We start from the raw sequence: 22,970 nt of genomic DNA on the forward strand, positions 1-22,970 counted from the left end.
ACTGATTAAAACAGAGGCTAAGTTAAGCGATAATGGTGTAACCGTTTAACCGATTACGACCATTATCAAGGAGCGAAAAATGGCTACGCACTTTGCAAGAGGGATACTTACCGAAGGGCATCTCGTATCGGCCAGGATTTCTTCAGCGTGTCACAGTGAGGCACTCAAACTCCCGGAACACCGCAGGACGCGGTTTTTAGCCTCGAGAGCACTCCTCGCTGAGTTACTGTTTATGCTGTACGGTACCAGTGAACTCCCGGACATCATTACCCAACCCGAAGGCCGCCCGGTCTTTGCAGACCCAGCGCTTCCTCGTTTTTCCATTGCCTATACGGGCAATATTATTGGTGTAGCGCTCACTACCGAAGGCGATTGCGGACTGGATATGGAGCTCCAGCGTGCGACTCGCGGCTTCCACGGCGCTAACCCGCACGACGATTACCCGCTCTCCAGCAATGAAAAGCTGTGGGTGCGCAATCAAAACGATCCCCTTGAAGCCAGAGCCCAGCTCATCACGTTGCGCCAGAGCATTCGTAAGCTCTGCGGCTGTGCGTCAGACGACGCCAGTCTGCTGCAGCTGCTGCCAGGCTCCGGACGCCTGCGCGCCGTGAAAGCAACGCGGGTGGAAGCGCTCAGCGATGCAGAGGACGTGCTGATTTGGTCCATTGCCGTGACCCCTGCTATCGAGCGGCTGAGAATCTGGGATTTTGACAGTACCCGGGGATGGCATAGTCTTCCGGATGTACCCGATCGCGCCAATGAACCCGCCGCGCGCCTGATGAGATTAACCAGTTTACCGGCAGAAAAAGCATTCACCCTTAGCTGATCCATTCAGGGTCATCATGATGAAACAGGAGTAATCATGTCTGATACGTTGAAAGTTGTTACGTTACTGGGGAGCCTTCGCAAAGGTTCATTTAACGGAATGGTTGCCCGCACGCTGCCGCAGCTGGCACCCGCAGGAATGGAAATAAGCGCTCTGCCATCCATTGGCGACATCCCACTTTATGATGCGGATGTGCAGCAGGAAGAGGGATTCCCACAGAGCGTAGAAGCCCTGGCTGAACAGATCCGTCAGGCCGACGGTGTTGTTATCGTCACGCCAGAATATAACTATTCGGTTCCTGGCGGGCTGAAGAACGCCATTGATTGGTTGTCACGCCTGCCGGAACAGCCGCTGTCCGGAAAACCGGTGCTGATTCAGACCAGCTCTATGGGTGCCATCGGTGGCGCACGCTGCCAGTATCACCTGCGTCAGATCCTGGTATTCCTGGATGCGATGGTGATGAACAAGCCGGAATTTATGGGCGGTGTGATTCAGAACAAGGTCGACCCGCAAACGGGTGAAGTGGTGGATCAGAGCACGCGTGACCATCTCTCTGGCCAGCTGACGGCATTTGGTGATTATATTAAGCGGGTAAAAGTGTAAGGTCATTGCGGTCTGTTGCCTCACCCTGGCCCTCTCCCACTGGGAGAGGGAACAAACACTAAAGCCCTTTTCTTCGAAAAGGGCTTGCTGTTTATTTGGCGTCAATAAAAACGATTTTCAGCACAAACAGCAGCGCCACAACGATCACGCATGGGCTGAGGTCGCGGAAACGACCGGTACCGATTTTCATCACACAGTAAGAGATAAAGCCCAGCGCGATACCTTCGGTAATCGAGAAGCTGAACGGCATCATCACAGCGGTAACAAACGCCGGAACCGCTTCGGTCAAATCATCCCACTTCACGCGAGACAGGCTGGACGTCATCAGCACGCCCACGTAAATCAACGCACCTGCAGCCGCATACGGTGGAACCATCCCCGCCAGCGGAGAGAGGAAGATCACCAGCAGGAAAAGGATACCGACAACCACCGCCGTCAGACCGGTACGCCCGCCCACGGAGACGCCGGAAGAAGATTCAATGTAAGCGGTAACAGACGACGTACCGATGAATGACCCCGCTACGGAGGAGACGCTATCTACAAATAACGCCTGCTTCATGCGCGGGAATTTGCCTTTCTCATCCGCCAGACCCGCTTTGTCGGTCACACCGATCAGCGTACCGGAGGAGTCGAACAGGTTCACCAGCATGAAGGAGAAAATCACGCCTGCCAGCCCCAGGTTCAGGGAACCGGCCAGATCAACGTGGCCAATGACGGTAGTGACGCTCGGTGGCGCAGAGACGATGCCGTTATAGTGAACGTCGCCCAGCATCCAGCCCAGCAGCGTGGTCACTACGATGGAGACCAGAACGGCCGCATGAATATTGCGGGAAGCCAGAATCGCGATGATAAAGAAGCCCAGCACGCCCAGCAGCACGTTATGAGAGGTCAGATGGCCGATGCTCACCAACGTATCCGGGTTAGCCACGATAACACCCGCGTTTTTCAGGCCCATCATCCCGATGAACAGCCCGATACCGCTGGTGATACCCACACGCAGGCTGACCGGAATGTTAGCAATCATCCAGTAGCGCACGCGGAAAATGGTCAACAGCAGCAGGCCGACCGCACCCCAGAAGATAGCACCCATACCGACTTGCCACGGCAGCCCCATCGCCTGAACAACCACGAACGCGAAGAACGCATTCAGGCCCATTGCTGGCGCCAGTGCGACCGGCAGGTTAGCGAACACGCCCATCAAAATGCTGCCAAGCGCAGCGATCAGGCAGGTGGTCACAAAGACGGCACTGGTGTCCATGCCAGCAACGCCCAGAATTTGAGGGTTAACAAAAACGATATAAACCATCGTCAGGAAGGTGGTGAAACCGGCGATCACTTCGGTGCGTGCCGTTGTGCCGTGCTCGCGCAGTTTGAACACGCGCTCAAGCAAACCCTGACCAGATGTCTGGGTAGTGTGTTGTTGACTCATCATCAATTTCCGAACAAGGAGGGAAAATTCGTCGCTATCCTATACCAAAATGCGACAATAGTGGCGGTTACGAGATACTTTTTTCATTGATTTTGCTTATACGGCAACGATTGCGTCTCGTTAAACAGCCCTACGTAAACGTTAAACTTGTTAAAAGGGAAAGGCATGTCCGGAATTGAAGCGGTATTTTTCGACTGCGACGGTACGCTGGTCGACAGTGAGGTCATTTGTTCCCGTGCGTATGTTGCCATGTTCCAGGAATTTGGTATTACGCTCGATCTTGAAGAGGTGTTCAAACGCTTTAAGGGCGTGAAGCTCTACGAGATCATCGACATCATTAACGAAGAACACGGTGTGGATCTGGCAAAAGCCGATCTGGAGCCCGTGTACCGCGCCGAGGTCGCACGCCTCTTCGACTCAGAGCTTGAAGTCATTGCCGGAGCGAATGCGCTTCTGGATGCGATGACGGTGCCGATCTGCGTAGTTTCTAACGGTCCGGTCAGTAAAATGCAGCACTCGCTGGGTAAGCTTGAGATGTTGCACCACTTCCCGGAAAAACTGTTCAGCGGCTACGATATCCAGCGCTGGAAGCCCGATCCGGCGTTAATGTTCCATGCCGCAAACGCAATGAACGTTAACGTGAAAAACTGCATTCTGGTCGATGACTCTTCTGCAGGGGCGCAGTCGGGGATTGATGCGGGAATGGAGGTGTTTTACTTCTGCGCCGATCCGCACAACAAGCCGATCGATCACCCAAAAGTGACGACCTTTACCGATCTGGCGCAGTTGCCAGAATTGTGGAAGGCGCGCGGTTGGGATATTACGCGGTAGATTTTTAGGGCGGGTAAGCGTTAGCGCCACCCGCCACATACATCACTCTTTCGGATCTTTACCCGCCAGCAGCTTGTCCAGCTCATCGCCGCCAACGTGACGGAAATCCTGTCCTTTCACGAAATAGAAGATGTATTCGCAAATGTTCTGACAGCGGTCACCGATACGCTCGATAGAGCGTGCGCAGAACAAGGCAGTCAGTACGCTTGGGATCGTACGCGAGTCTTCCATCATGTAGGTCATCAGCTGACGCACAATGCCTTCGTATTCCTGGTCGACCTTTTTGTCTTCACGGTAGATACGGACCGCTTCGTCCAGATCCATGCGCGCAAAGGCGTCCAGTACGTCGTGCAGCATCTGCACAGTGTGGCGTCCCAGCGACTCAAGGCTCACCAGCAGCGGCTGGTGTTGCTGGGAGAATTTCTCCAGCGCCGTGCGACAGATTTTATCCGCAACGTCACCGATACGTTCAAGCTCGGCGATGGTTTTGATGATCGCCATTACCAGACGCAGGTCGCTCGCCGTTGGCTGACGCTTCGCGATAATACGCACGCAGGCCTCGTCGATAGCGACTTCCATCATGTTGACGTTTTTGTCGCCTTCAATGACGCGCTTCGCCAGTTCGCTGTCCTGGTTGTGCATCGCCGTAATCGCATCAGAAAGCTGCTGCTCGACCATACCGCCCATGGTCATCACCTGGGTACGGATGCTTTCCAGCTCTGCGTTGAACTGACCGGAAATATGTTTATTAAGATTGAGGTTGTCCATGGTTCACTCCAAATCAACCGTAGCGGCCAGTAATATAATCTTCGGTTTGTTTCTTCGCGGGCCTGGTGAACAGCGCGTCCGTATCGCTGAACTCAATCAACTCGCCCAGATACATAAACGCCGTGTGATCGGAACAACGTGCAGCCTGCTGCATGTTGTGGGTCACGATGACCACGGTGTAATCCTGCTTCAGCTCGGTGATCAGCTCTTCAATACGACCGGTTGAGATCGGATCCAGCGCCGAACACGGCTCATCCAGCAGCAACACGTCTGGACGAATGGCAATGCCACGCGCAATGCACAGACGCTGCTGCTGGCCACCGGAGAGAGAGTAACCACTCTGGTGCAATTTATCTTTGGTTTCGTTCCATAATGCGGCCTTGGTCAACGCCCACTGCACGCGCTCGTCCATATCCGTACGGGAGAGTTTTTCAAACAGACGCACGCCAAACGCGATGTTGTCATAAATCGACATCGGGAACGGGGTCGGTTTCTGGAATACCATACCCACTTTCGCGCGAAGCAGCGCGATGTCCTGGGCCTGGGTCAGAATGTTTTCGCCATCCAGAATGATTTCACCTTCGGCGCGCTGCTCCGGATAGAGCGAATACATTTTGTTAAAGGTACGCAGAAGGGTGGATTTACCACAGCCAGACGGACCGATGAATGCCGTGACCTGGTTCTTCGCGATATCCAGGTTGATATTCTTCAGGGCATGGAATTTGCCGTAGTAGAAGTTCAAATCACGAACCTGAATCTTACCCGGGGCAGTATCAACCATACTCATTGACTCATTTCCTCATTCGGCGCCGCGATGTGCCGCGCCGTAAAAAATTAACCGTGTTTCTTCTTCGCGAAAATGACGCGCGCCAGAATATTCAGCAACAGTACGCAAAGGGTGATGATCAGCACCCCGGCCCAGGCCAGCTGCTGCCATTCCGCGAATGGACTCATCGCAAATTTAAAGATCGTCACCGGCAGGTTGGCGATCGGCTGCATCATGTCCGTGCTCCAGAACTGGTTGGAGAGCGACGTAAACAGCAGCGGGGCCGTTTCACCCGCGATACGGGCGACCGCCAGCAGGATACCGGTCATGATCCCGGAGATAGACGCCTTCAGCGTAATCGCGGAGATCATTTTCCACTTCGGCGTACCCAATGCGTAAGCGGCTTCACGCAGGCTGTCTGGCACCAGTTTCAGCATGTTCTCGGTTGTACGAATGACGATAGGCACCTGCAGCAGCGCCAGCGCAATCACCCCCGCCCAGCCGGAGAAGTGCTGCATCTGCGCGACCACCACGGTGTAAACGAACAGGCCGACGACGATAGATGGCGCAGAGAGCAGGATGTCGTTAATAAAGCGAATGACTTCAGCCAGCCAGGATTTACGGCCATATTCAGCGAGGTAAATCCCCGCCATGATGCCAAGCGGCGTACCGAAAATCGTTGCCCACAGAATCAACAGGCCGCTGCCCGCCAGGGCATTTGCCAGACCACCACCGGCGGTATTGGGTGGTGGGGTCATTTCGGTGAACAACGCCAGCGACATACCGTCAATGCCACGGGTTATTGTGGACATCAGGATCCAGACCAGCCAGAACAAACCGAACGCCATGGTCGCCATTGAGAGCGTCAGCGCAATACGGTTTTTAATGCGGCGCTTTGCCTGCATTTTGCGGCGAGATTCTGCCAGATCCGCACTGCTTTGCATTTCGAGAGTTGCCATTAGCGCGCCCCCTCATTTTTGGCCAGACGCATAATCATCACCTTGGAAATCGCCAGCACGATGAAGGTGATAACAAACAGGATGAGACCCAGCTCCATCAGCGCCGCAACGTGCAGCCCGGATTCCGCTTCGGCGAATTCGTTCGCGAGGGCAGAGGTGATGCTGTTACCCGGCATGAACAACGATACGCTGTCGAGCTGATAGGTGTTACCGATGATAAAGGTCACCGCCATGGTTTCACCCAGTGCACGACCCAAGCCCAGCATCACGCCCCCGATGACACCATTTTTGGTGAACGGAAGGACAATGCGCCAGATAACTTCCCATGTAGTGCAGCCGATGCCGTAGGCCGACTCTTTCATCATCACCGGGGTTTGTTCGAAGACATCGCGCATCACCGCCGCAATGTACGGGATAATCATAATGGCGAGGATCACGCCTGCAGCCAGAATACCAATCCCGAATGCCGGACCAGCAAACAGAGCGCCAACAAACGGAATGGCAGAAAGGACATTGCCGACCGGCTCCTGGAAGTAGGTTGCGAACAGCGGGGCAAAGATAAACAGACCCCACATGCCGTAGACGATACTCGGAATAGCCGCCAGCAGTTCGATGGCAATACCCAGTGGACGCCTCAGCCAGCCGGGTGCCAGTTCTGTCAGGAACAGGGCAATACCAAAGCTCACCGGAACCGCAATCAGCAGAGCAATGAATGAGGTCACCAGCGTGCCATAAATGGGTACCAGTGCCCCATAGATATCATTCGGCGCATCCCACTCTTTGGTCCACAGGAAGGAGAATCCAAATTTCTGGATGCTCGGCCAGGAGGAGAAAATCAGAGACACAATAATGCCGCCCAGCAGCAATAGCACAATCAGCGCAGCCAGTTTCACCAGCGCGCTGAAAATCATGTCACCTTTTTTACCCGGAGGGTTAAATGCAGGCTTGGTTGCAGCCATAAATCACTCTTCTGTTAAACGCGTTTACGAAATCGGCGGGTAAGCGCAAGCGCCACCCGCCATTTTCGTCGAATACTAAATTAATACAATGCTTTACCGCTGCTGTCTTTCACGTTGGTCTTCCATGCAGCACGAATCTGCTCAACCACGCTGTCCGGCAGGCTGGCATAGTCCAGGTCATTAGCCTGTTTGCCGCCATTTTTATATGCCCAGTCAAAGAACTTCAGCACTTCAGCCCCCTGCTCCGGCTTCTTCTGCTCTTTATGGACAAGAATGAAGGTCGTAGAGGTGATAGGCCATGCTTCTTCACCTTTCTGGTTAGTCAGGTCCTGCGCGAAGGATTTGCTCCAGTCAGCGCCTTTAGCGGCATTAGCGAAGTTCTCTTCGGTTGGGCTAACAGGTTTACCGTCAGCAGAGACCAGCTTGGTGTACGCCAGGTTGTTCTGCTTGGCGTAAGCGTACTCAACGTAACCGATAGAGCCCGGCAGACGCTGTACGAACGCGGCGATACCGTCGTTACCTTTACCGCCCAGACCGGTTGGCCAGTTAACGGTTGAGCCGGAGCCGACTTTCGATTTCCACTCTTCGTTCACTTTTGCCAGGTAGCTAGTGAACACGAAGGAGGTACCGGAACCGTCAGCACGGCGAACCACAGCGATATTCTGCGAAGGCAGCTTTACGCCCGGGTTCAGCTTAGTAATGGCTTCGTCATCCCATTTTTTGATTTTGCCCAGGTAGATATCACCCAGCGTTTTGCCGTCCAGCACCAGCTCGCCTGATTTCAGGCCTGGGATGTTAACAGCCAGCACAACGCCGCCGATCACGGTCGGGAACTGGAACAAGCCTTCCTGCGCCAGTTTGTCATCAGACAGTGGAGCATCTGATGCGCCGAAATCAACGGTGTTTGCGGTGATTTGTTTTACGCCACCGGAGGAGCCGATACCCTGATAGTTAACCTTATTACCGGTTTCTTTCTGGTAGGTATCAGCCCATTTGGCATACACCGGCGCAGGGAAGGTTGCACCAGCGCCTGTCAGGCTTGCTGCTGCTCCAGCAGCGAAAGCGCTCAGAGATAAGGTCGCGGCGACAACAGTTGCGACAGTGGTACGCATAACTTTCATAATGTCTCCTGCAAGGATTTCGTAAATCATTGTTTAAGTGGCTACGATGAGCAAAATAGGACAAACAGGTGACAGATAAATGTACGAATTATGACAGTTTTATGACAACGAAAGTTTCACTTAAAAAAAAGCAAAACTGTTGTTAATTATCAGTAGGTTAAGCATTAACATGACGATATGTTTTCAGTGATATTTTCTTTATGTGACACTGAAAAAGTAGCTGAAGATGACAGATTGTCATAAATAAAAACGCAAAAGAGTTGATTAAAAACAAGCCAGGCAGGATAAAAGGCTCCACCAGAAGGTGGAGCCAGAAGTGATTATTCTACGGTAACAGATTTCGCCAGGTTACGCGGCTGGTCAACGTCGGTGCCTTTGATCAGCGCAACGTGATAGGCCAGCAGCTGCAGCGGAACAGTGTAGAAGATCGGTGCAATAACCTCTTCCACATGTGGCATCTCAATGATGTGCATGTTGTCGTTGCTGACAAAATCGGCATCTTTATCGGCGAATACAAACAGTACACCGCCACGGGCGCGAACTTCTTCGATGTTAGATTTCAGTTTTTCCAGCAGTTCGTTGTTAGGTGCCACAACGATAACCGGCATATCTGCATCAATCAGCGCCAGCGGGCCGTGTTTCAGCTCACCTGCGGCGTAGGCTTCAGCGTGGATGTAGGAGATCTCTTTCAGCTTCAGTGCGCCTTCCAGCGCAATAGGATACTGATCGCCACGACCCAGGAACAGGGCGTGATGTTTGTCAGAGAAGGCTTCCGCCAGCGCTTCAATGCGTTTGTCCTGAGACAGCATTTGCTCAATACGGCTCGGCAGCGCCTGCAGGCCATGCACGATGTCATGCTCAACAGCCGCATCAGCGCCTTTCAGACGCGCCAGCTTCGCCACCAGCATCAGCAGAACGGTCAGTTGCGTGCTAAACGCCTTGGTCGACGCTACGCCGATTTCTGTGCCCGCATTGGTCATCAGCGCCAGATCGGATTCACGCACCAGCGAAGAGCCCGGAACGTTACAGATGGCCAGCGAACCTAAATAGCCAAGCTCTTTAGACAGACGTAGGGCGGCCAGAGTATCCGCCGTTTCACCCGACTGGGAAAGGGTGATCATCAGGCTGTTACGACGCACCGCAGATTTGCGGTAGCGGAATTCCGAGGCAATCTCAACGTCACACGGCACGCCGGCCAGGGATTCAAACCAGTAGCGAGACACCATACCGGAGTTGTAAGAGGTGCCACAGGCCACAATCTGAATATGCTCAACCTTGCCGAGCAGTTCATTCGCGTTCGCACCCAGCTCGCTCAGATCAACCTCACCGTGGCTGATGCGCCCGGTCAGCGTGTTCTTGATGGCGTTCGGCTGCTCGTAAATCTCTTTCTGCATGTAGTGACGGTAAGCGCCTTTGTCGCCCGCGTCGTACTGCAGGTTAGATTCGATCTCAGTGCGCTTCACCTGCTCGCCTTTGGTATCGAATACGGTCACGCTACGGCGAGTTACTTCCGCGATATCGCCCTCTTCCAGGAAGATGAAGCGACGGGTAACCGGCAGCAAAGCCAGCTGATCGGAAGCAATAAAGTTTTCGCCCATCCCCATACCAATGACCATCGGGCTACCGGAACGCGCAGCCAGCAGCGTGGAGGGGTCGCGGGAGTCCATGATCACCGTACCGTAAGCACCGCGCAGCTGAGGGATAGCGCGCAGAACCGCTTCACGCAGCGTACCGCCCTTCTCCAGTTCCCAGTGAACCAGATGAGCGATGACTTCGGTATCGGTTTCGGAGACGAAGGTATAGCCACGCGCTTTCAATTCTTCGCGCAGCGGTTCGTGGTTTTCAATAATGCCGTTATGCACCACCACGATGTGTTCAGACACATGCGGGTGCGCGTTGCCTTCTGATGGCTCGCCGTGCGTCGCCCAACGGGTGTGAGCAATACCGGTGCCACCATGCAGCGGATGTTCTTCCGCTGCCTGAGCCAGCATTTGCACTTTACCCAGACGGCGAAGACGGGTCATATGACCATCTGCATCGACAACAGCCAGACCGGCTGAGTCATAGCCACGGTATTCCAGACGACGTAAGCCTTCGAGAAGGATTTCAGCAATATCACGCTGCGCCACTGCGCCAACAATTCCACACATAGTTTTAGATTCCGAATTTAGGCATGATGCCTGCGTTGTCGCTGACCTGTATTTACCCTACGTCTTTCACGCTGCGGCTGCGTTGGCTTCTCGTACTCGCTACGGTCACTTACTTAAGTAAGCTCCCATGGACGCATACGCTTGCCGCCTTGCCCCAACGCGAAATCCTTTGGGTAATGCCCTTTCCGGGCGCCCCGAGCCTTGTAGAGAGTGGGGTTATTTTTATGGGTACTGCTTATGGGAGGGGGATTATGTTATCCCCTCATCCCGAAAATCTGTTACTTCTTAACCGGGCGTTTCCAGCCCTGCTTGTTAATCTGCGGCACGCGGCTTAACACCAGCTCGTTCTCAGCCACATCACGCGTGACGGTCGTTCCGGCGGCAATAGTCACACCGTTGCCCACAGTCACAGGGGCCACCAGCTGGGTGTCCGAGCCGACAAACACGTCATCGCCAATGATGGTTTTAAACTTATTGGCGCCGTCATAATTACAGGTAATCGTCCCGGCACCAATGTTGACGTTATCGCCAATTTCCGCGTCGCCCAGATAGGTCAGATGACCCGCTTTAGAGCCTTTACCCAGACGCGCTTTTTTCATTTCAACGAAGTTACCCACGTGAGCGCCTGCCAGCAACTCAGCGCCAGGACGCAGACGCGCGAACGGGCCAATGGTACAGGCCGCGTCCAGACGGGCGTCTTCCACCACGCTGTAAGGGCTAATTTCACAGTCATCACCGATGACGCTGTTTTTAATCACGCAGCCCGTGCCAATTTTGACGCGGCTGCCAAGGGTCACGTTGCCTTCAATGATAACGTTAGTATCAATTTCAACGTCACGCCCGTGCGACAGATGTCCACGCAGATCAAAACGCGCCGGATCGCGCAGCATCACGCCTGCCAGCAGCAGTTTTTCTGCCTGCTCAGACTGGTAAACGCGTTCAAGACGAGAAAGCTGAAGACGGTTATTGACCCCTTCCGTTTCGCTAATGCGTGCCGGATGAACCGCAGCAATTTCACGTCCTTCCTGATAGGCCATCGCAATGATATCGGTGATGTAGTATTCACCTTGCGCATTGTTATTGTTCAGCTTTAACAGCCAACGCTTCAGATCTGCGCCATTGGCAATCAAAATTCCGGTGTTAATTTCCTGAATCTTGCGCTGTTCTTCGCTGGCATCTTTGTGCTCAACGATACCCGTTACGTTGCCGTTTTCACGGGTAATGCGGCCATATCCGCTAGGATCGTCTAATACGACGGTTAACAAACCGATCCCCCCCTGCGGTTTAGCTTCACGCAGGCGAGTCAGTGTTTCTACGGAGATAAGCGGAACATCACCATAGAGCATCAGGATATCTTCATCATCCGCAAAGAACGGTGCTGCCTGCTGCATTGCGTGACCGGTACCCAGCTGTTCTGCCTGAAGCACCCAGTTGAGCGTGTCATCGCCCAGCGTTTTTTTCAGCAAATCGCCGCCGTGGCCGTAGACCAGATGCACTTTGCGAGCACCAAGTTCATTCGCGGCATCAATGACATGCTGCACCATTGGCTTTCCTGCCAGCGTGTGAAGCACCTTCGGAAGATCGGAATACATGCGGGTGCCTTTGCCAGCGGCAAGGATGACCACGCTCATCGTATTGTTCAACATACGCGTCCTGACTGTAATTTGAGTGAGAAGTTAAACCCTTTGACGTTGAAAATTCTACATATTTTGCGCCAAAAAATGGAATGGCGTGAAAACGTTCAACATCTGCCGTAAATGGCTATTTGAAGCCAGTTTTAGGGGCAGAGTAAATCACTTTTTCTGTGTAAAACAGCATTCTCTCGGTAAGTCGCCAACCCACACAATGGTTTAGCAATTCTTTTGGGTCATGAATAAAGATCGCTTTAAAACAAAACGGTGTTTTAATTATTCAATAGTGTGACATCAGAAAAAGAAACACCGTTTCATCTTGATGATAATGGCGCTCAATTATCAATCAGGAGAATAAGATGAATTATAAAATACCTCTGACCCTAATGATGTGTAGTACCTTTGCCGCCGCGGCTGCTGAGCAGCCCGTCTGGAAAGCAATTGCTTTCGGGCAATCTACGGATCTGAATTTTTCCTCAAACGTGCTGCCAGAAAAAATAGGGGTTAACGACGTCACCATCGACGGGAAAAAACTCGCCCCGCAGGATACGTCTGACCTCTCAAAGCCAATAACCCTGGAGAGCCGCGGCGGTAAGATTGCTAACTCGCACGATGGCTTAACGTTCTTCTATACCGAGCTACCGGCAAAAGAAAACTTCGTCTTAGTGGCCACCGTTAGGGTTGAGCAGTTTGGCCCTGAAAACGGCGCTAAACCCGCAGCCCAGGAAGGGGCAGGGCTTCTGGTGCGCGATGTTATCGGCGTACCGCGCCAGCAACCGCTTAAAGAGGGGTATGAAGAATTCCCTGCAGCATCAAATCTGGTGATGAATGCCATCATAACGCAGGATAAAAAAGATCATCACCGGGTAAAGCTGCAGGCGATTACCCGCGAGGGAATTTTTCATCCGTGGGGAGACGCCGGGGCGGCAATCAAAAAACAGAGCTATCAGGAAGAGATCGATCTCAAGCAAACACCAGCATTTCGCTTAAAGCTGGAGCGCATTAACGATGGGTTTATCACCGCATGGGCCCCCATTGGCAGTGATAAGTGGGTAAGTAAAAGCGTTCCACGTGCCGACCTTATCACCGTTCAAAACTCTGACAGCTATTACGTGGGATTTTTCGCTTCACGCAATGCAAAAATAACCGTGACTGACGCTTCGCTCACCACATCGGTTGCAAATACAGTCAAGTCGACACCCTGGCAGGCAAAACCGATGCCCGTTGTCGTGCAGCGTCTGTCGGCGGAAAAAAGCGCGTCAGCACGCTACCGGGTTCAGGCGCGGGCCAATTACGACGGTGTTTTCAACGTCAGGCAAAACGAAGTGGTGATCGGAAGTGATAAAAAGGTCAAAGCCGGCGAAATTTACGCCGTTCCGGCGACATTGATGGACAATAACGCCTTTAGCCTGTCATTTACCCCCACCTGCGGCGACCCCATTCAACACGCGTTCCTCGTTGAAAAGCTCATGGGAATTGAGACATCGACGCTCCACGTCTCTCCCGATGGCAAAGCGAATGGAAAGGGAACGCTGGCATCCCCTATGGATTTAACTACCGCCATCAGCCTTGTTGCACCGGGCGGAAAGATTATCCTTAGCGCAGGTGATTATCCCCGAAGCGAAATCCCTTCAACCGCAAGCGGTAGTGCAGAAAAAATGACCTCTTTACAGGCTGAAGGCAAAGCCGTGATCCACGGTTTGCTGGTGGACGCCAGCTACTGGCACATCAAAGGCATCGAGATTACCGACAAGAGCCTGCGCGTGCAGGGCAATCATAACCTTATCGAACACGTCGTGGCTTACCGTAACGATGATACCGGCATTCAAATTTCATCCCCGGAGAACATTGGACGCACGCTGTGGGCGAGCCATAACCGGGTGATCGATTCTGAATCGTATGCTAATGAGGATCCGGGGAAAATCAACGCGGATGGTTTTGCCGTGAAAATGCGCGTGGGGGAGGGGAACCGTCTGGAGAACTGCTATTCCCATGACAACATTGACGATGGGTTTGACCTGTTCAATAAGATTGAGGACGGAGCCAATGGCATTGTGGCGATCGAGAATTCAATTGCCCGCAACAACACCAGCAACGGCTTTAAGCTTGGCGGTGAAGGGCAGCCCGTCGCGCATGAAGTTCGCAACAATAAGGCTATTGGCAATCATCTGGATGGGTTTACCGACAACTTCAACCCGGGAGCGCTGGTGGTGGCAAATAACGTTGCGGTAGATAACGTGCGCTTCAACTTCCTTTTCCGACCAAGCCCCTACGGAGATCCCTCTACGCAGGGAATCTTTACCGGTAATAAATCAGTGCGTACGCAGCCAGGGAAGTATGACGATGCAGTGGTGGGAAATATTGATGGATCGAACGACTTTATCGCGAGCGGGGAGAATGTGAATAAAGGCGGAGAGGCACAGCCAGATGGCGCTTCGCTTATGACACAACGGTAAGCGCGGCGCCACTCGGCATTCAGCGAATTAGTGGTTGAACGTACCGAAAGAGACGTTCATGTTGCTGAAGAGAGCGATGATTTTGTTGATCAGTTTCATGATGGCATCCTGATTTATTGAGGTTAATTTTTGTGACACACTTCACAAAAAAGAAGTCTACGCCTCATTTTTTAATCGATCAACGTTTTTGTGATGTAAATCACAAAATAATAAAACAGCTTTTCAGTTTGTTTTTCGCTAAAGATGATCATAAAAAAAGCCAGTCTGGAAACCAGACTGGCTTTTGTGCTTTTCAAGCCGGTGTTACATCGCTTTTTTGGTCAACTCGATAACGCGCAGTTTTGCGATCGCTTTGGCCAGCTCCGCAGACGCCTGAGCGTAATCCACGTCACCATGAGAGCTGCTAATGTGCTCTTCAGCCTTACGCTTCGATTCCAGGGCTCGCGCTTCGTCGAGATCCTGGCCACGGATAGCGGTATCGGCCAGAACGGTCACACTGCCAGGCTGCACTTCAAGAATGCCGCCGGACAGATAGATAAACTCTTCGTGACCGAACTGTTTAACGATGCGGATCATACCAGGCTTAATGGCGGTGAGCAGCGGTGCGTGTCCTGGGAAGATACCCAGTTCACCTTCACTACCCGTTACCTGGATTTTCTCGACCAGACCAGAGAACATTTGTTGCTCTGCGCTGACGACGTCCAGGTGGTAAGTCATTGCCATATCACCCTCCGATTAAGGCGTTAAAGTTTTTTGGCTTTTTCCACGGCTTCGTCGATAGAACCGACCATGTAGAACGCCTGCTCTGGCAGGTGATCGTATTCGCCTTCCATGATGCCTTTAAAGCCACGGATGGTGTCTTTCAGGGAAACGTATTTACCCGGAGAACCGGTGAATACTTCCGCAACGAAGAACGGCTGGGACAGGAAGCGCTGGATCTTACGCGCACGTGCTACCACCAGTTTGTCTTCTTCAGACAGCTCATCCATACCCAGGATGGCGATGATGTCTTTCAGTTCCTGGTAACGCTGCAGCAGGGACTGTACGCCACGCGCGGTGTCGTAGTGTTCCTGACCAACAACCAGTGGATCCAGCTGACGGCTGGTGGAATCCAGCGGGTCAACGGCTGGGTAAATACCCAGAGACGCGATCTGACGGCTCAGTACCACGGTTGCATCTAAGTGAGCAAAGGTGGTTGCTGGAGATGGGTCAGTCAAGTCATCCGCAGGTACGTATACCGCCTGAACGGAGGTGATAGAACCGGTTTTGGTAGAGGTGATACGTTCCTGAAGAACACCCATCTCTTCCGCCAGCGTAGGCTGATAGCCTACCGCAGAAGGCATACGACCCAGCAGTGCAGATACTTCAGTACCGGCCAAGGTGTAACGGTAGATGTTATCAACGAACAACAGAACGTCACGGCCTTCGTCACGGAACTTCTCAGCCATCGTCAGGCCGGTCAGCGCAACGCGCAGACGGTTTCCTGGTGGCTCGTTCATCTGACCGTAAACCAGGGATACTTTGTCCAGAACGTTGGAGTCGGTCATTTCATGGTAGAAGTCGTTACCCTCACGAGTACGCTCACCAACACCTGCAAACACAGAGTAACCGGAGTGCTCGATCGCGATGTTACGGATCAGCTCCATCATGTTTACGGTTTTACCCACACCCGCACCACCGAACAGACCAACTTTACCGCCCTTCGCAAACGGACACATCAGGTCGATAACTTTGATACCGGTTTCCAGCAATTCCTGAGAGCTAGAGAGCTCTTCGTAGGAAGGTGCCGCGCGGTGGATAGCCCAACGGTCTTCTTCACCGATGTCGCCTTTCATGTCGATTGGTTGACCCAATACGTTCATGATACGACCCAGTGTTGCTTTACCTACCGGGACTTCGATCGGGTGCTCAAGGTCTTTCACTTCCAGACCACGACGCAGACCGTCGGAAGAACCCATGGCGATGGTACGAACGATACCACCCCCGAGCTGCTGCTGAACTTCCAGCACCAGGCTCTCATTACCATTCTGTACCTCAAGAGCATCGTACACGCGCGGTACGGCATCCTGAGGGAACTCGACGTCAACCACGGCGCCGATTACCTGGACAATTTTTCCAGTAGCCATCTTGAATCCTCTACGAATTAACCTGGTTATACCGCGGATGCACCACCGACGATTTCGGTGAGTTCCTGAGTAATGCTGGCCTGACGAGCTTTGTTGTATACCAACTGCAGCTCTTTAATCAGGCTGCCGCCATTGTCGGTCGCGGCTTTCATCGCCACCATACGTGCGGCCTGCTCGCTGGCCAGGTTTTCTACCACGCCCTGATAAACCTGTGATTCAACGTAACGACGCAGCAGGGTATCCAGCAGCGGTTTCGGATCAGGTTCATACAGGTAATCCCAGGCTTTGTGCTTCAGCTCTTCATCTTCTGATGCCGGTAAAGGCAGCATTTGAGTGAGCGTTGGAACCTGAGACATGGTGTTAATAAATTTGTTGCTGACAACGTACAGTCTGTCCAGACGGCCTTCATCATAGGCCTGCAACATCACTTTCACCGGACCGATCAGTTCGGACAGGGATGGGTTATCACCCATACCGGTCACCTGAGCGACAATGTTGCCACCAACGGAATTAAAGAAAGAGACGCCCTTAGAGCCGATCATTGCGATATCGCACTGAACGCCTTTATCGGACCATGCTTTCATATCCGCCAGCAGTTTTTTGAACAGGTTAATGTTCAAGCCGCCACACAGACCACGGTCGGTCGACACCACCAAGTAGCCCACGCGCTTAACGTCGCGTTCTTCCAGGTAAGGGTGCTTATATTCCAGATTACCGTTTGCAAGGTGACCAATCACTTTGCGCATGGTTTCTGCATAAGGACGGCTAGACGCCATGCGATCCTGCGATTTACGCATTTTGGAAGCGGCGACCATCTCCATCGCTTTAGTGATCTTCTGCGTGTTCTGGACGCTTGCGATCTTACTACGTATCTCTTTTGCGCCGGCCATGAGCTTCTCCTCAATGCCAGACGGCTTGTCCTGAGACAAGCCGTCGGACGATTACCAGGACTGGGTTGCTTTGAAGGAATCGAGGATAGCTTTCAGCTTGCCTTCGATTTCGTCGTTATAGCCACCGGTCTGGTTGATCTCTTGCATCAGCGGAGCGTGATCACGGTCAACGTAAGCCAGCAGAGCGGCTTCGAAGCTACCGATTTTCGCCAGTTCCACATCTTCGAGGTAACCGCGTTCAGCCGCGAACAGCACCAGGCCTTGCTGAGCAACAGACATTGGAGCGTACTGTTTCTGCTTCAGCAGCTCGGTCACTTTCTGACCGTGGCTCAGCTGTTTACGGGTTGCTTCGTCCAGATCGGATGCGAACTGAGAGAACGCAGCCAGTTCACGATACTGTGCCAGCGCGGTACGGATACCACCGGACAGTTTCTTGATGATCTTGGTCTGAGCAGCACCACCCACACGGGATACGGAGATACCTGGGTTAACTGCCGGACGAATACCGGAGTTAAACAGGTTGGTTTCCAGGAAGATCTGACCATCGGTAATAGAAATTACGTTGGTCGGAACGAACGCAGAAACGTCACCCGCTTGGGTTTCGATGATTGGCAGAGCAGTCAGAGAACCGGTTTTGCCCTTCACTTCACCCTTGGTGAAGTTCTCGACGTATTCCGCGTTAACGCGGGATGCACGCTCCAGCAGACGAGAGTGGAGGTAGAATACGTCGCCTGGGAATGCTTCACGTCCTGGTGGACGACGGAGCAGCAGGGAAACCTGACGATAAGCAACAGCCTGTTTAGACAGGTCATCGTATACGATCAGCGCATCTTCACCGCGGTCACGGAAGTATTCGCCCATTGCGCAACCGGCGTATGGAGCCAGGTATTGCAGTGCAGCAGATTCAGACGCAGTCGCAACCACAACGATGGTGTTAGACAGCGCGCCATGCTCTTCCAGTTTACGAACAACGTTAGAAATGGTGGACGCTTTCTGGCCGATAGCCACGTACACACATTTGATACCGGAGTCACGCTGGTTGATGATGGCGTCGATAGCCATCGCGGTTTTACCCGTCTGACGGTCACCGATGATCAGTTCACGCTGACCACGACCGATTGGGATCATGGCATCAACGGACTTATAACCCGTCTGAACAGGCTGATCTACGGACTGACGTTCGATAACGCCTGGTGCGATAACTTCAATTGGGGAGAAGCCATCGTGCTCAACCGGACCTTTACCGTCGATTGGTGCACCCAGAGTGTTAACAACGCGACCCAGCAGGCCACGGCCAACCGGCACTTCCAGAATACGGCCAGTACACTTAACCTTCATACCTTCGGCGAGGTCAGCATATGGACCCATCACAACTGCACCTACGGAGTCGCGCTCCAGGTTCAGTGCGATAGCGTAACGGTTACCCGGAAGGGAAATCATCTCACCCTGCATACAATCGGCCAGGCCGTGGATGCGGATAACACCGTCACTTACAGAAACAATAGTACCTTCGTTGTGAGCTTCACTCACAACATTGAACTGAGCAATGCGCTGCTTGATCAGTTCGCTGATTTCGGTGGAATTCAGTTGCATGCTCCAGTCCCCTTAAGACTGCAAGACGTCTGCAAGGCGTTCAAGACGGCCGCGTACGCTGCCATCAATGACCATATCACCCGAACGGATGATTACGCCTGCCATTACAGACTTATCGATTTTGCAATTCAGCTTAACTTTGCGTGACAGACGTTTTTCCATCGCGGCGGTGATTTTCGCAAGCTGTTCATTACTCAGTTCAGTTGCAGACGTTACTTCAACTTCTGCAGTAGCTTCACTCAGCGCACGTAAGTGCTCAAACTGCTCAAGAACATCTGGGAGCACACGCAGACGACCATTCTCAGCCATAACCTTAATCAGGTTTTGGCCGTTGGCATCCAGTTGCTCTCCGCACACGGCGATAAACGACGCGGCGAGGGTATCAGGTGCTAAAGCACCAGACAGCAACTCGGCCATTTGTTCGTTTTTCGTCACCTCAGCGGCAAACGCCAGCATATCCTGCCAGCGATCGACATTTTGGTGTTCGACAGCAAAGTCAAAAGCTGCTTTGGCGTAGGGGCGAGCTACCGTAACAAATTCAGACATCAGCCCCTCCCTCCTTACAGTTCAGCGACAAGTTTGTCCACGATGTCGCTGTTAGCAGCTTCATCCACGGAACGTTCGATGATCTTCTCGGCGCCAGCAACAGCCAGAATCGCAACCTGCTTACGCAGTTCTTCACGGGCACGTTTACGCTCTGCATCAATTTCAGCCTGAGCTTGTGTCACGATCTTAGTACGTTCCTGTTCTGCTTCAGCTTTGGCTTCGTCCAGGATCTGAGAACGGCGTTTGTTAGCCTGTTCAATGATTACCTGAGCTTCCGCTTTCGCTTTTTTCAGCTGGTCTGTCGCGTTGGCCTGTGCAAGGTCCAAATCTTTCTTAGCGCGTTCTGCAGAAGCCAGACCGTCAGCAATTTCTTTCTGACGTTTTTCGATGGCTGCCATTAATGGCGGCCATACATACTTCATGCAGAACCAGACAAAGAGAATAAACGCGATGGCCTGGCCGAGGATTGTTGCGTTCATGTTCACAGCACAATACCTCTTTAATTTCTGTGGCTTGGGGTTTTAAAACTACTACTACGCGACAGCAAACATCACGTACAGACCCAGACCTACAGCGATCATTGGGATTGCATCCACCAGACCCATAACGATAAAGAACTGAGTACGCAGCAGAGGAATCAGATCCGGTTGACGCGCTGCGCCTTCCAGGAATTTGCCCCCGAGGATGCCGATACCGATCGCAGCACCGATAGCCGCCAGACCCATCATCACAGCGGCAGCCATGTACAGCAGATCCATATTCAGGTTTTCCATGACAGTCTCCAGTTTGTTTCAATTAAAACGTAGTAGTGTTGGTAAAAAATCAGTGCTCTTCAGACGCCATCGACAGATAGACGATCGTCAGAACCATGAAGATAAAGGCTTGCAGCGTAATGATCAGGATGTGGAAAATGGCCCATGGCACATTAAGAATCCACTGTGACCACCACGGCAGAAGACCCGCGATCAGAATGAAAATCAGCTCACCCGCATACATGTTGCCGAACAGTCGCAGACCCAGTGAAACAGGTTTGGACAGCAGGCTAACGCCTTCCAGGATCAGGTTGACCGGAATAAACGCCCAGTGGTTGAACGGCTGCAAGGTAAGCTCTTTCACAAAGCCGCTTACGCCTTTCATTTTGATGCTGTAGAAAAGAATCAGGATAAATACGCCCAGCGCCATCGACAGAGTGATGTTGACGTCCGCAGACGGAACAACACGCAGTGCAGGCAGACCGAAGATGTGCTCGCCGATAAACGGCAGAAGGTCGATAGGCAGCAGGTCCATCAGGTTCATCAGGAAGACCCAAACGAACACGGTCAGGGCCAGCGGAGCAATCAGTTTGCTCTTGCCATGGTACATGTCTTTAACGCTGCCATGCACGAAGCCGATGATCATCTCAACGAACGTCTGGAATTTCCCTGGAACACCGCTGGTCGCTCTTTTAGCAACACCGCGGAACATGGCCAGGAACAGAAGACCCAAAACCACCGAGAAGAACATGGAGTCGATGTTGATCGTCCAGAAGGTGGCCGGGGGGTTATGCGGATCCACCAGCGAGAATGTACGCAGGTCCAACTGAAGGTTGTTCAGATGGTGACCTATGTAATCCTGCGGCGTCATATTTTCTGAAGCCATGATGCCTTTTACCCTTTGTTATTGATTACAGCTGGAGCCAGAACTTGTACCACCAGCACCAAAACCCACGTAACTATCAGCGGCATGAATACCACTTTCAAAACCGCCAGCGCCATCACCAGTAGAGCAAAGGTCAGCAACACCTTACACACTTCGCCGAGAGCGAAGGACCAGGCCACGCGGCCTTTGGCGGGTGTATGCGCCTGATGACGCCAGGCAAAAATCATAAACAACATGTTTGGCAGAACCACCGCCAAACCCCCGCACACGGCGGAGATGCCCCAGAAGGGGTCTTTGAGGCTAAACAGCAGTCCACTTGCTATCACAGCCAGAAACTGAATGAACAGAAGCTTACGAGCAACGTTTCGACTCAAGAGCGACACAGACATCACGTTTTTACTCCTGCTCCCTTCGAGGTATGTCGCGTGTCGTATAAAACGTCCTTTAGGGCTCAGAGTCAAGCATCAAAAAGCGGTCAAATTATACGGTGCGCACCCGTGATTTCAAACATTAAGTAGCGAAAAGGTGAATAAATGTTTAAATATTTTTCCCCGCCGCTATTTTTTAACTTTTGACGAAAGCATCGACCTTCGGACAAAACTGCAAACAGCGCGAAAACGTTGACTACAAAGCGTGCACGAGATCACAAAATACACATTTACGATAAGGTTGTATTTATCAAAGACGTAAATCGCTCAACGTCATCTTTTTGAAATTAAAGATAAAATACCGTAACTATTTTCAAAACAACCCTGTATACAACAAAAACCTTTTATTGACATTCTTAATAAATATTTAACATTACATTCTTGTTGCCACTTTCTACTTTTAGCAGACTGATATTTTCAGAGTTGACTATCTTCAGAGTAAACAATACTCATAACGTTAACTGTAAGAAAACCCATGGTAACAACAAGGTTAAATATACTTCGGAAAAATGCCCGGATAAGCGCTGCTTTTTAACACAATAAGAACAGCACAAATTCCCCATTATTTATTTAATTTTTAAAAATTGTTTGGCTTAAGAATCACCAAATGGCGCTCACCGTCGAGATGAGGAACCCATAATTTCTCGATGGATTCAACCGCAAAACCGTCCGGCAACTGTTCAATTTCGTCTGCAGGAACAAGTCCTTTCAGTGCATAGAAACGCCCCTTTTCTGCAGGCAAATGCTTGCACCAGCTCACCATGTCATTGAGCGAGGCAAATGCGCGACTGATGACCCCATCAAACGGCGGCTCGGCCGGAAACGCCTCTACCCTGCTCTGCACAGGCGTGATGTTCTCAAGTTTCAGTTCATGCTGTACCTGACGTAAGAAACGTACACGCTTGCCAAGGCTATCCAGTAGGGTGAAGTGACTCTCAGGGCGGACAATAGACAGCGGGATACCCGGCAGACCCGGTCCCGTACCAACGTCGATAAAACGTGTTCCAGTCAGATAAGGCGCAACAACAATGCTATCGAGAATATGGCGAATCAACATCTCGTTGGGATCGCGTACGGAGGTCAGGTTGTACGCTTTGTTCCATTTGTTCAGCATATCGACATAAGCCACCAGCTGATTTTTCTGATGATCGGTGAGCGAAATGCCTGCTTCATCCAGCAGACGAGAAAGTTTATTGAGCACGGAGGATACCTGTTGAGATGCTTAACGGCGGGTGGCGCTTGGCTAGCCC

General features: G+C 52.2%; 22 protein-coding genes. 4 read left to right on the top strand and 18 right to left on the bottom strand.

Features of this window, described 5'->3' with window-relative positions; genetic code table 11:
• Positions 1-79 precede the first annotated feature (79 nt).
• Both V5P19_RS14895 and V5P19_RS14900 read left to right on the top strand, forming a co-directional pair.
• Positions 80-826: a phosphopantetheinyl transferase gene (locus V5P19_RS14895; protein WP_334404552.1), complete on the top strand. Its 747-nt coding sequence runs from the start codon at positions 80-82 to the stop codon at positions 824-826.
• 36 nt (positions 827-862) lie between these two features.
• Positions 863-1,429: an NADPH-dependent FMN reductase gene (locus V5P19_RS14900; RefSeq protein WP_334404554.1), complete on the top strand. Its 567-nt coding sequence runs from the start codon at positions 863-865 to the stop codon at positions 1,427-1,429.
• A 91-nt stretch (positions 1,430-1,520) separates the two neighbouring features.
• Here V5P19_RS14900 and adeP read toward each other — a convergent pair whose 3' ends face one another.
• Positions 1,521-2,858: an adenine permease AdeP gene (gene adeP, locus V5P19_RS14905; protein WP_334404634.1), complete on the bottom strand. Its 1,338-nt coding sequence runs from the start codon at positions 2,856-2,858 to the stop codon at positions 1,521-1,523.
• 165 nt (positions 2,859-3,023) lie between these two features.
• On the opposite strand from adeP, the gene yieH reads away from it, so the two are divergent.
• Positions 3,024-3,689, top strand: a complete 666-nt coding sequence (yieH, locus tag V5P19_RS14910; RefSeq protein ID WP_334404556.1) for a 6-phosphogluconate phosphatase — start codon at positions 3,024-3,026, stop codon at positions 3,687-3,689.
• Positions 3,690-3,731: 42 nt separating this feature from the next.
• Here the strand turns inward: yieH and phoU are convergent, their stop codons facing one another.
• The 7 genes from phoU to glmU form a co-directional block, all read right to left on the bottom strand.
• A complete protein-coding gene (gene phoU / locus V5P19_RS14915) occupies positions 3,732-4,457 on the bottom strand; it encodes a phosphate signaling complex protein PhoU (protein ID WP_008500182.1) in 726 nt (241 codons plus the stop codon).
• Between the two features lie 13 nt (positions 4,458-4,470).
• Positions 4,471-5,244, bottom strand: coding sequence for a phosphate ABC transporter ATP-binding protein PstB (gene pstB / locus V5P19_RS14920; RefSeq protein WP_334404558.1), 774 nt, complete (start codon positions 5,242-5,244; stop codon positions 4,471-4,473).
• A 47-nt stretch (positions 5,245-5,291) separates the two neighbouring features.
• Positions 5,292-6,182, bottom strand: coding sequence for a phosphate ABC transporter permease PstA (pstA, locus tag V5P19_RS14925; protein WP_334404561.1), 891 nt, complete (start codon positions 6,180-6,182; stop codon positions 5,292-5,294).
• Positions 6,182-7,141: a phosphate ABC transporter permease PstC gene (gene pstC / locus V5P19_RS14930; RefSeq protein ID WP_334404563.1), complete on the bottom strand. Its 960-nt coding sequence runs from the start codon at positions 7,139-7,141 to the stop codon at positions 6,182-6,184. The genes pstA and pstC overlap by 1 nt, the downstream gene beginning before the upstream one ends.
• A gap of 80 nt (positions 7,142-7,221) precedes the next feature.
• On the bottom strand, positions 7,222-8,262 hold the full coding sequence (gene pstS, locus V5P19_RS14935) for a phosphate ABC transporter substrate-binding protein PstS (RefSeq protein ID WP_334404565.1): 1,041 nt from the start codon (positions 8,260-8,262) through the stop codon (positions 7,222-7,224).
• Between the two features lie 320 nt (positions 8,263-8,582).
• Positions 8,583-10,412, bottom strand: coding sequence for a glutamine--fructose-6-phosphate transaminase (isomerizing) (glmS, locus tag V5P19_RS14940; RefSeq protein ID WP_334404567.1), 1,830 nt, complete (start codon positions 10,410-10,412; stop codon positions 8,583-8,585).
• Between the two features lie 278 nt (positions 10,413-10,690).
• Positions 10,691-12,058: a bifunctional UDP-N-acetylglucosamine diphosphorylase/glucosamine-1-phosphate N-acetyltransferase GlmU gene (gene glmU / locus V5P19_RS14945; protein ID WP_334404569.1), complete on the bottom strand. Its 1,368-nt coding sequence runs from the start codon at positions 12,056-12,058 to the stop codon at positions 10,691-10,693.
• A gap of 344 nt (positions 12,059-12,402) precedes the next feature.
• Here glmU and V5P19_RS14950 point away from each other — a divergent pair, with 344 nt between their 5' ends.
• Complete coding sequence (locus V5P19_RS14950) at positions 12,403-14,499, top strand: right-handed parallel beta-helix repeat-containing protein (protein WP_334404572.1); 2,097 nt, start codon at positions 12,403-12,405, stop codon at positions 14,497-14,499.
• 303 nt (positions 14,500-14,802) lie between these two features.
• Here the strand turns inward: V5P19_RS14950 and V5P19_RS14955 are convergent, their stop codons facing one another.
• The 10 genes from V5P19_RS14955 to rsmG all read right to left on the bottom strand — a co-directional run bounded on the left by V5P19_RS14955 (position 14,803) and on the right by rsmG (position 22,921).
• Positions 14,803-15,222: a F0F1 ATP synthase subunit epsilon gene (locus V5P19_RS14955; RefSeq protein WP_006177560.1), complete on the bottom strand. Its 420-nt coding sequence runs from the start codon at positions 15,220-15,222 to the stop codon at positions 14,803-14,805.
• 20 nt (positions 15,223-15,242) lie between these two features.
• Positions 15,243-16,625 (bottom strand): F0F1 ATP synthase subunit beta, encoded by a 1,383-nt coding sequence (atpD, locus tag V5P19_RS14960; protein ID WP_137849936.1) that lies wholly within the window; start codon positions 16,623-16,625, stop codon positions 15,243-15,245.
• Positions 16,626-16,651: 26 nt separating this feature from the next.
• The gene (atpG, locus tag V5P19_RS14965; protein WP_334404577.1) at positions 16,652-17,515 is read right to left on the bottom strand and encodes a F0F1 ATP synthase subunit gamma; all 864 of its coding nucleotides are present in this window, start codon (positions 17,513-17,515) and stop codon (positions 16,652-16,654) included.
• A gap of 51 nt (positions 17,516-17,566) precedes the next feature.
• Positions 17,567-19,108 (bottom strand): F0F1 ATP synthase subunit alpha, encoded by a 1,542-nt coding sequence (gene atpA / locus V5P19_RS14970; protein ID WP_334404579.1) that lies wholly within the window; start codon positions 19,106-19,108, stop codon positions 17,567-17,569.
• A gap of 12 nt (positions 19,109-19,120) precedes the next feature.
• Positions 19,121-19,654: a F0F1 ATP synthase subunit delta gene (atpH, locus tag V5P19_RS14975; RefSeq protein WP_047347410.1), complete on the bottom strand. Its 534-nt coding sequence runs from the start codon at positions 19,652-19,654 to the stop codon at positions 19,121-19,123.
• A gap of 14 nt (positions 19,655-19,668) precedes the next feature.
• Complete coding sequence (atpF, locus tag V5P19_RS14980) at positions 19,669-20,139, bottom strand: F0F1 ATP synthase subunit B (RefSeq protein WP_014072436.1); 471 nt, start codon at positions 20,137-20,139, stop codon at positions 19,669-19,671.
• A gap of 48 nt (positions 20,140-20,187) precedes the next feature.
• Positions 20,188-20,427, bottom strand: a complete 240-nt coding sequence (atpE, locus tag V5P19_RS14985; RefSeq protein WP_000429386.1) for a F0F1 ATP synthase subunit C — start codon at positions 20,425-20,427, stop codon at positions 20,188-20,190.
• A 49-nt stretch (positions 20,428-20,476) separates the two neighbouring features.
• Complete coding sequence (atpB, locus tag V5P19_RS14990; protein WP_100167517.1) at positions 20,477-21,292, bottom strand: F0F1 ATP synthase subunit A; 816 nt, start codon at positions 21,290-21,292, stop codon at positions 20,477-20,479.
• A gap of 8 nt (positions 21,293-21,300) precedes the next feature.
• On the bottom strand, positions 21,301-21,681 hold the full coding sequence (gene atpI, locus V5P19_RS14995; protein ID WP_334404589.1) for a F0F1 ATP synthase subunit I: 381 nt from the start codon (positions 21,679-21,681) through the stop codon (positions 21,301-21,303).
• Positions 21,682-22,297: 616 nt separating this feature from the next.
• Positions 22,298-22,921, bottom strand: a complete 624-nt coding sequence (rsmG, locus tag V5P19_RS15000; RefSeq protein ID WP_334404591.1) for a 16S rRNA (guanine(527)-N(7))-methyltransferase RsmG — start codon at positions 22,919-22,921, stop codon at positions 22,298-22,300.
• Between the last annotated feature and the right edge of the window lie 49 nt (positions 22,922-22,970).

Origin of the sequence: Enterobacter sp. UNJFSC 003 (assembly GCF_036903355.1) — a bacterium.
GTDB lineage: Bacteria > Pseudomonadota > Gammaproteobacteria > Enterobacterales > Enterobacteriaceae > Enterobacter.

What these genes read in the sequence shown, in the direction of transcription:
- V5P19_RS14895 (WP_334404552.1), top strand. Translation starts at nt 80, where the DNA reads ATGGCTACGCACTTTGCAAGAGGGATACTTACCGAAGGGCATCTCGTA.
- V5P19_RS14950 (WP_334404572.1), top strand. Translation starts at nt 12,403, where the DNA reads ATGAATTATAAAATACCTCTGACCCTAATGATGTGTAGTACCTTTGCC.
- atpE (WP_000429386.1), bottom strand. Translation starts at nt 20,427, where the DNA reads ATGGAAAACCTGAATATGGATCTGCTGTACATGGCTGCCGCTGTGATG.
- atpB (WP_100167517.1), bottom strand. Translation starts at nt 21,292, where the DNA reads ATGGCTTCAGAAAATATGACGCCGCAGGATTACATAGGTCACCATCTG.
- pstB (WP_334404558.1), bottom strand. Translation starts at nt 5,244, where the DNA reads ATGAGTATGGTTGATACTGCCCCGGGTAAGATTCAGGTTCGTGATTTG.
- glmU (WP_334404569.1), bottom strand. Translation starts at nt 12,058, where the DNA reads ATGTTGAACAATACGATGAGCGTGGTCATCCTTGCCGCTGGCAAAGGC.
- pstC (WP_334404563.1), bottom strand. Translation starts at nt 7,141, where the DNA reads ATGGCTGCAACCAAGCCTGCATTTAACCCTCCGGGTAAAAAAGGTGAC.
- atpI (WP_334404589.1), bottom strand. Translation starts at nt 21,681, where the DNA reads ATGTCTGTGTCGCTCTTGAGTCGAAACGTTGCTCGTAAGCTTCTGTTC.
- phoU (WP_008500182.1), bottom strand. Translation starts at nt 4,457, where the DNA reads ATGGACAACCTCAATCTTAATAAACATATTTCCGGTCAGTTCAACGCA.
- atpD (WP_137849936.1), bottom strand. Translation starts at nt 16,625, where the DNA reads ATGGCTACTGGAAAAATTGTCCAGGTAATCGGCGCCGTGGTTGACGTC.
- V5P19_RS14900 (WP_334404554.1), top strand. Translation starts at nt 863, where the DNA reads ATGTCTGATACGTTGAAAGTTGTTACGTTACTGGGGAGCCTTCGCAAA.
- atpA (WP_334404579.1), bottom strand. Translation starts at nt 19,108, where the DNA reads ATGCAACTGAATTCCACCGAAATCAGCGAACTGATCAAGCAGCGCATT.
- pstA (WP_334404561.1), bottom strand. Translation starts at nt 6,182, where the DNA reads ATGGCAACTCTCGAAATGCAAAGCAGTGCGGATCTGGCAGAATCTCGC.
- glmS (WP_334404567.1), bottom strand. Translation starts at nt 10,412, where the DNA reads ATGTGTGGAATTGTTGGCGCAGTGGCGCAGCGTGATATTGCTGAAATC.
- V5P19_RS14955 (WP_006177560.1), bottom strand. Translation starts at nt 15,222, where the DNA reads ATGGCAATGACTTACCACCTGGACGTCGTCAGCGCAGAGCAACAAATG.
- pstS (WP_334404565.1), bottom strand. Translation starts at nt 8,262, where the DNA reads ATGAAAGTTATGCGTACCACTGTCGCAACTGTTGTCGCCGCGACCTTA.
- atpH (WP_047347410.1), bottom strand. Translation starts at nt 19,654, where the DNA reads ATGTCTGAATTTGTTACGGTAGCTCGCCCCTACGCCAAAGCAGCTTTT.
- adeP (WP_334404634.1), bottom strand. Translation starts at nt 2,858, where the DNA reads ATGAGTCAACAACACACTACCCAGACATCTGGTCAGGGTTTGCTTGAG.
- yieH (WP_334404556.1), top strand. Translation starts at nt 3,024, where the DNA reads ATGTCCGGAATTGAAGCGGTATTTTTCGACTGCGACGGTACGCTGGTC.
- atpG (WP_334404577.1), bottom strand. Translation starts at nt 17,515, where the DNA reads ATGGCCGGCGCAAAAGAGATACGTAGTAAGATCGCAAGCGTCCAGAAC.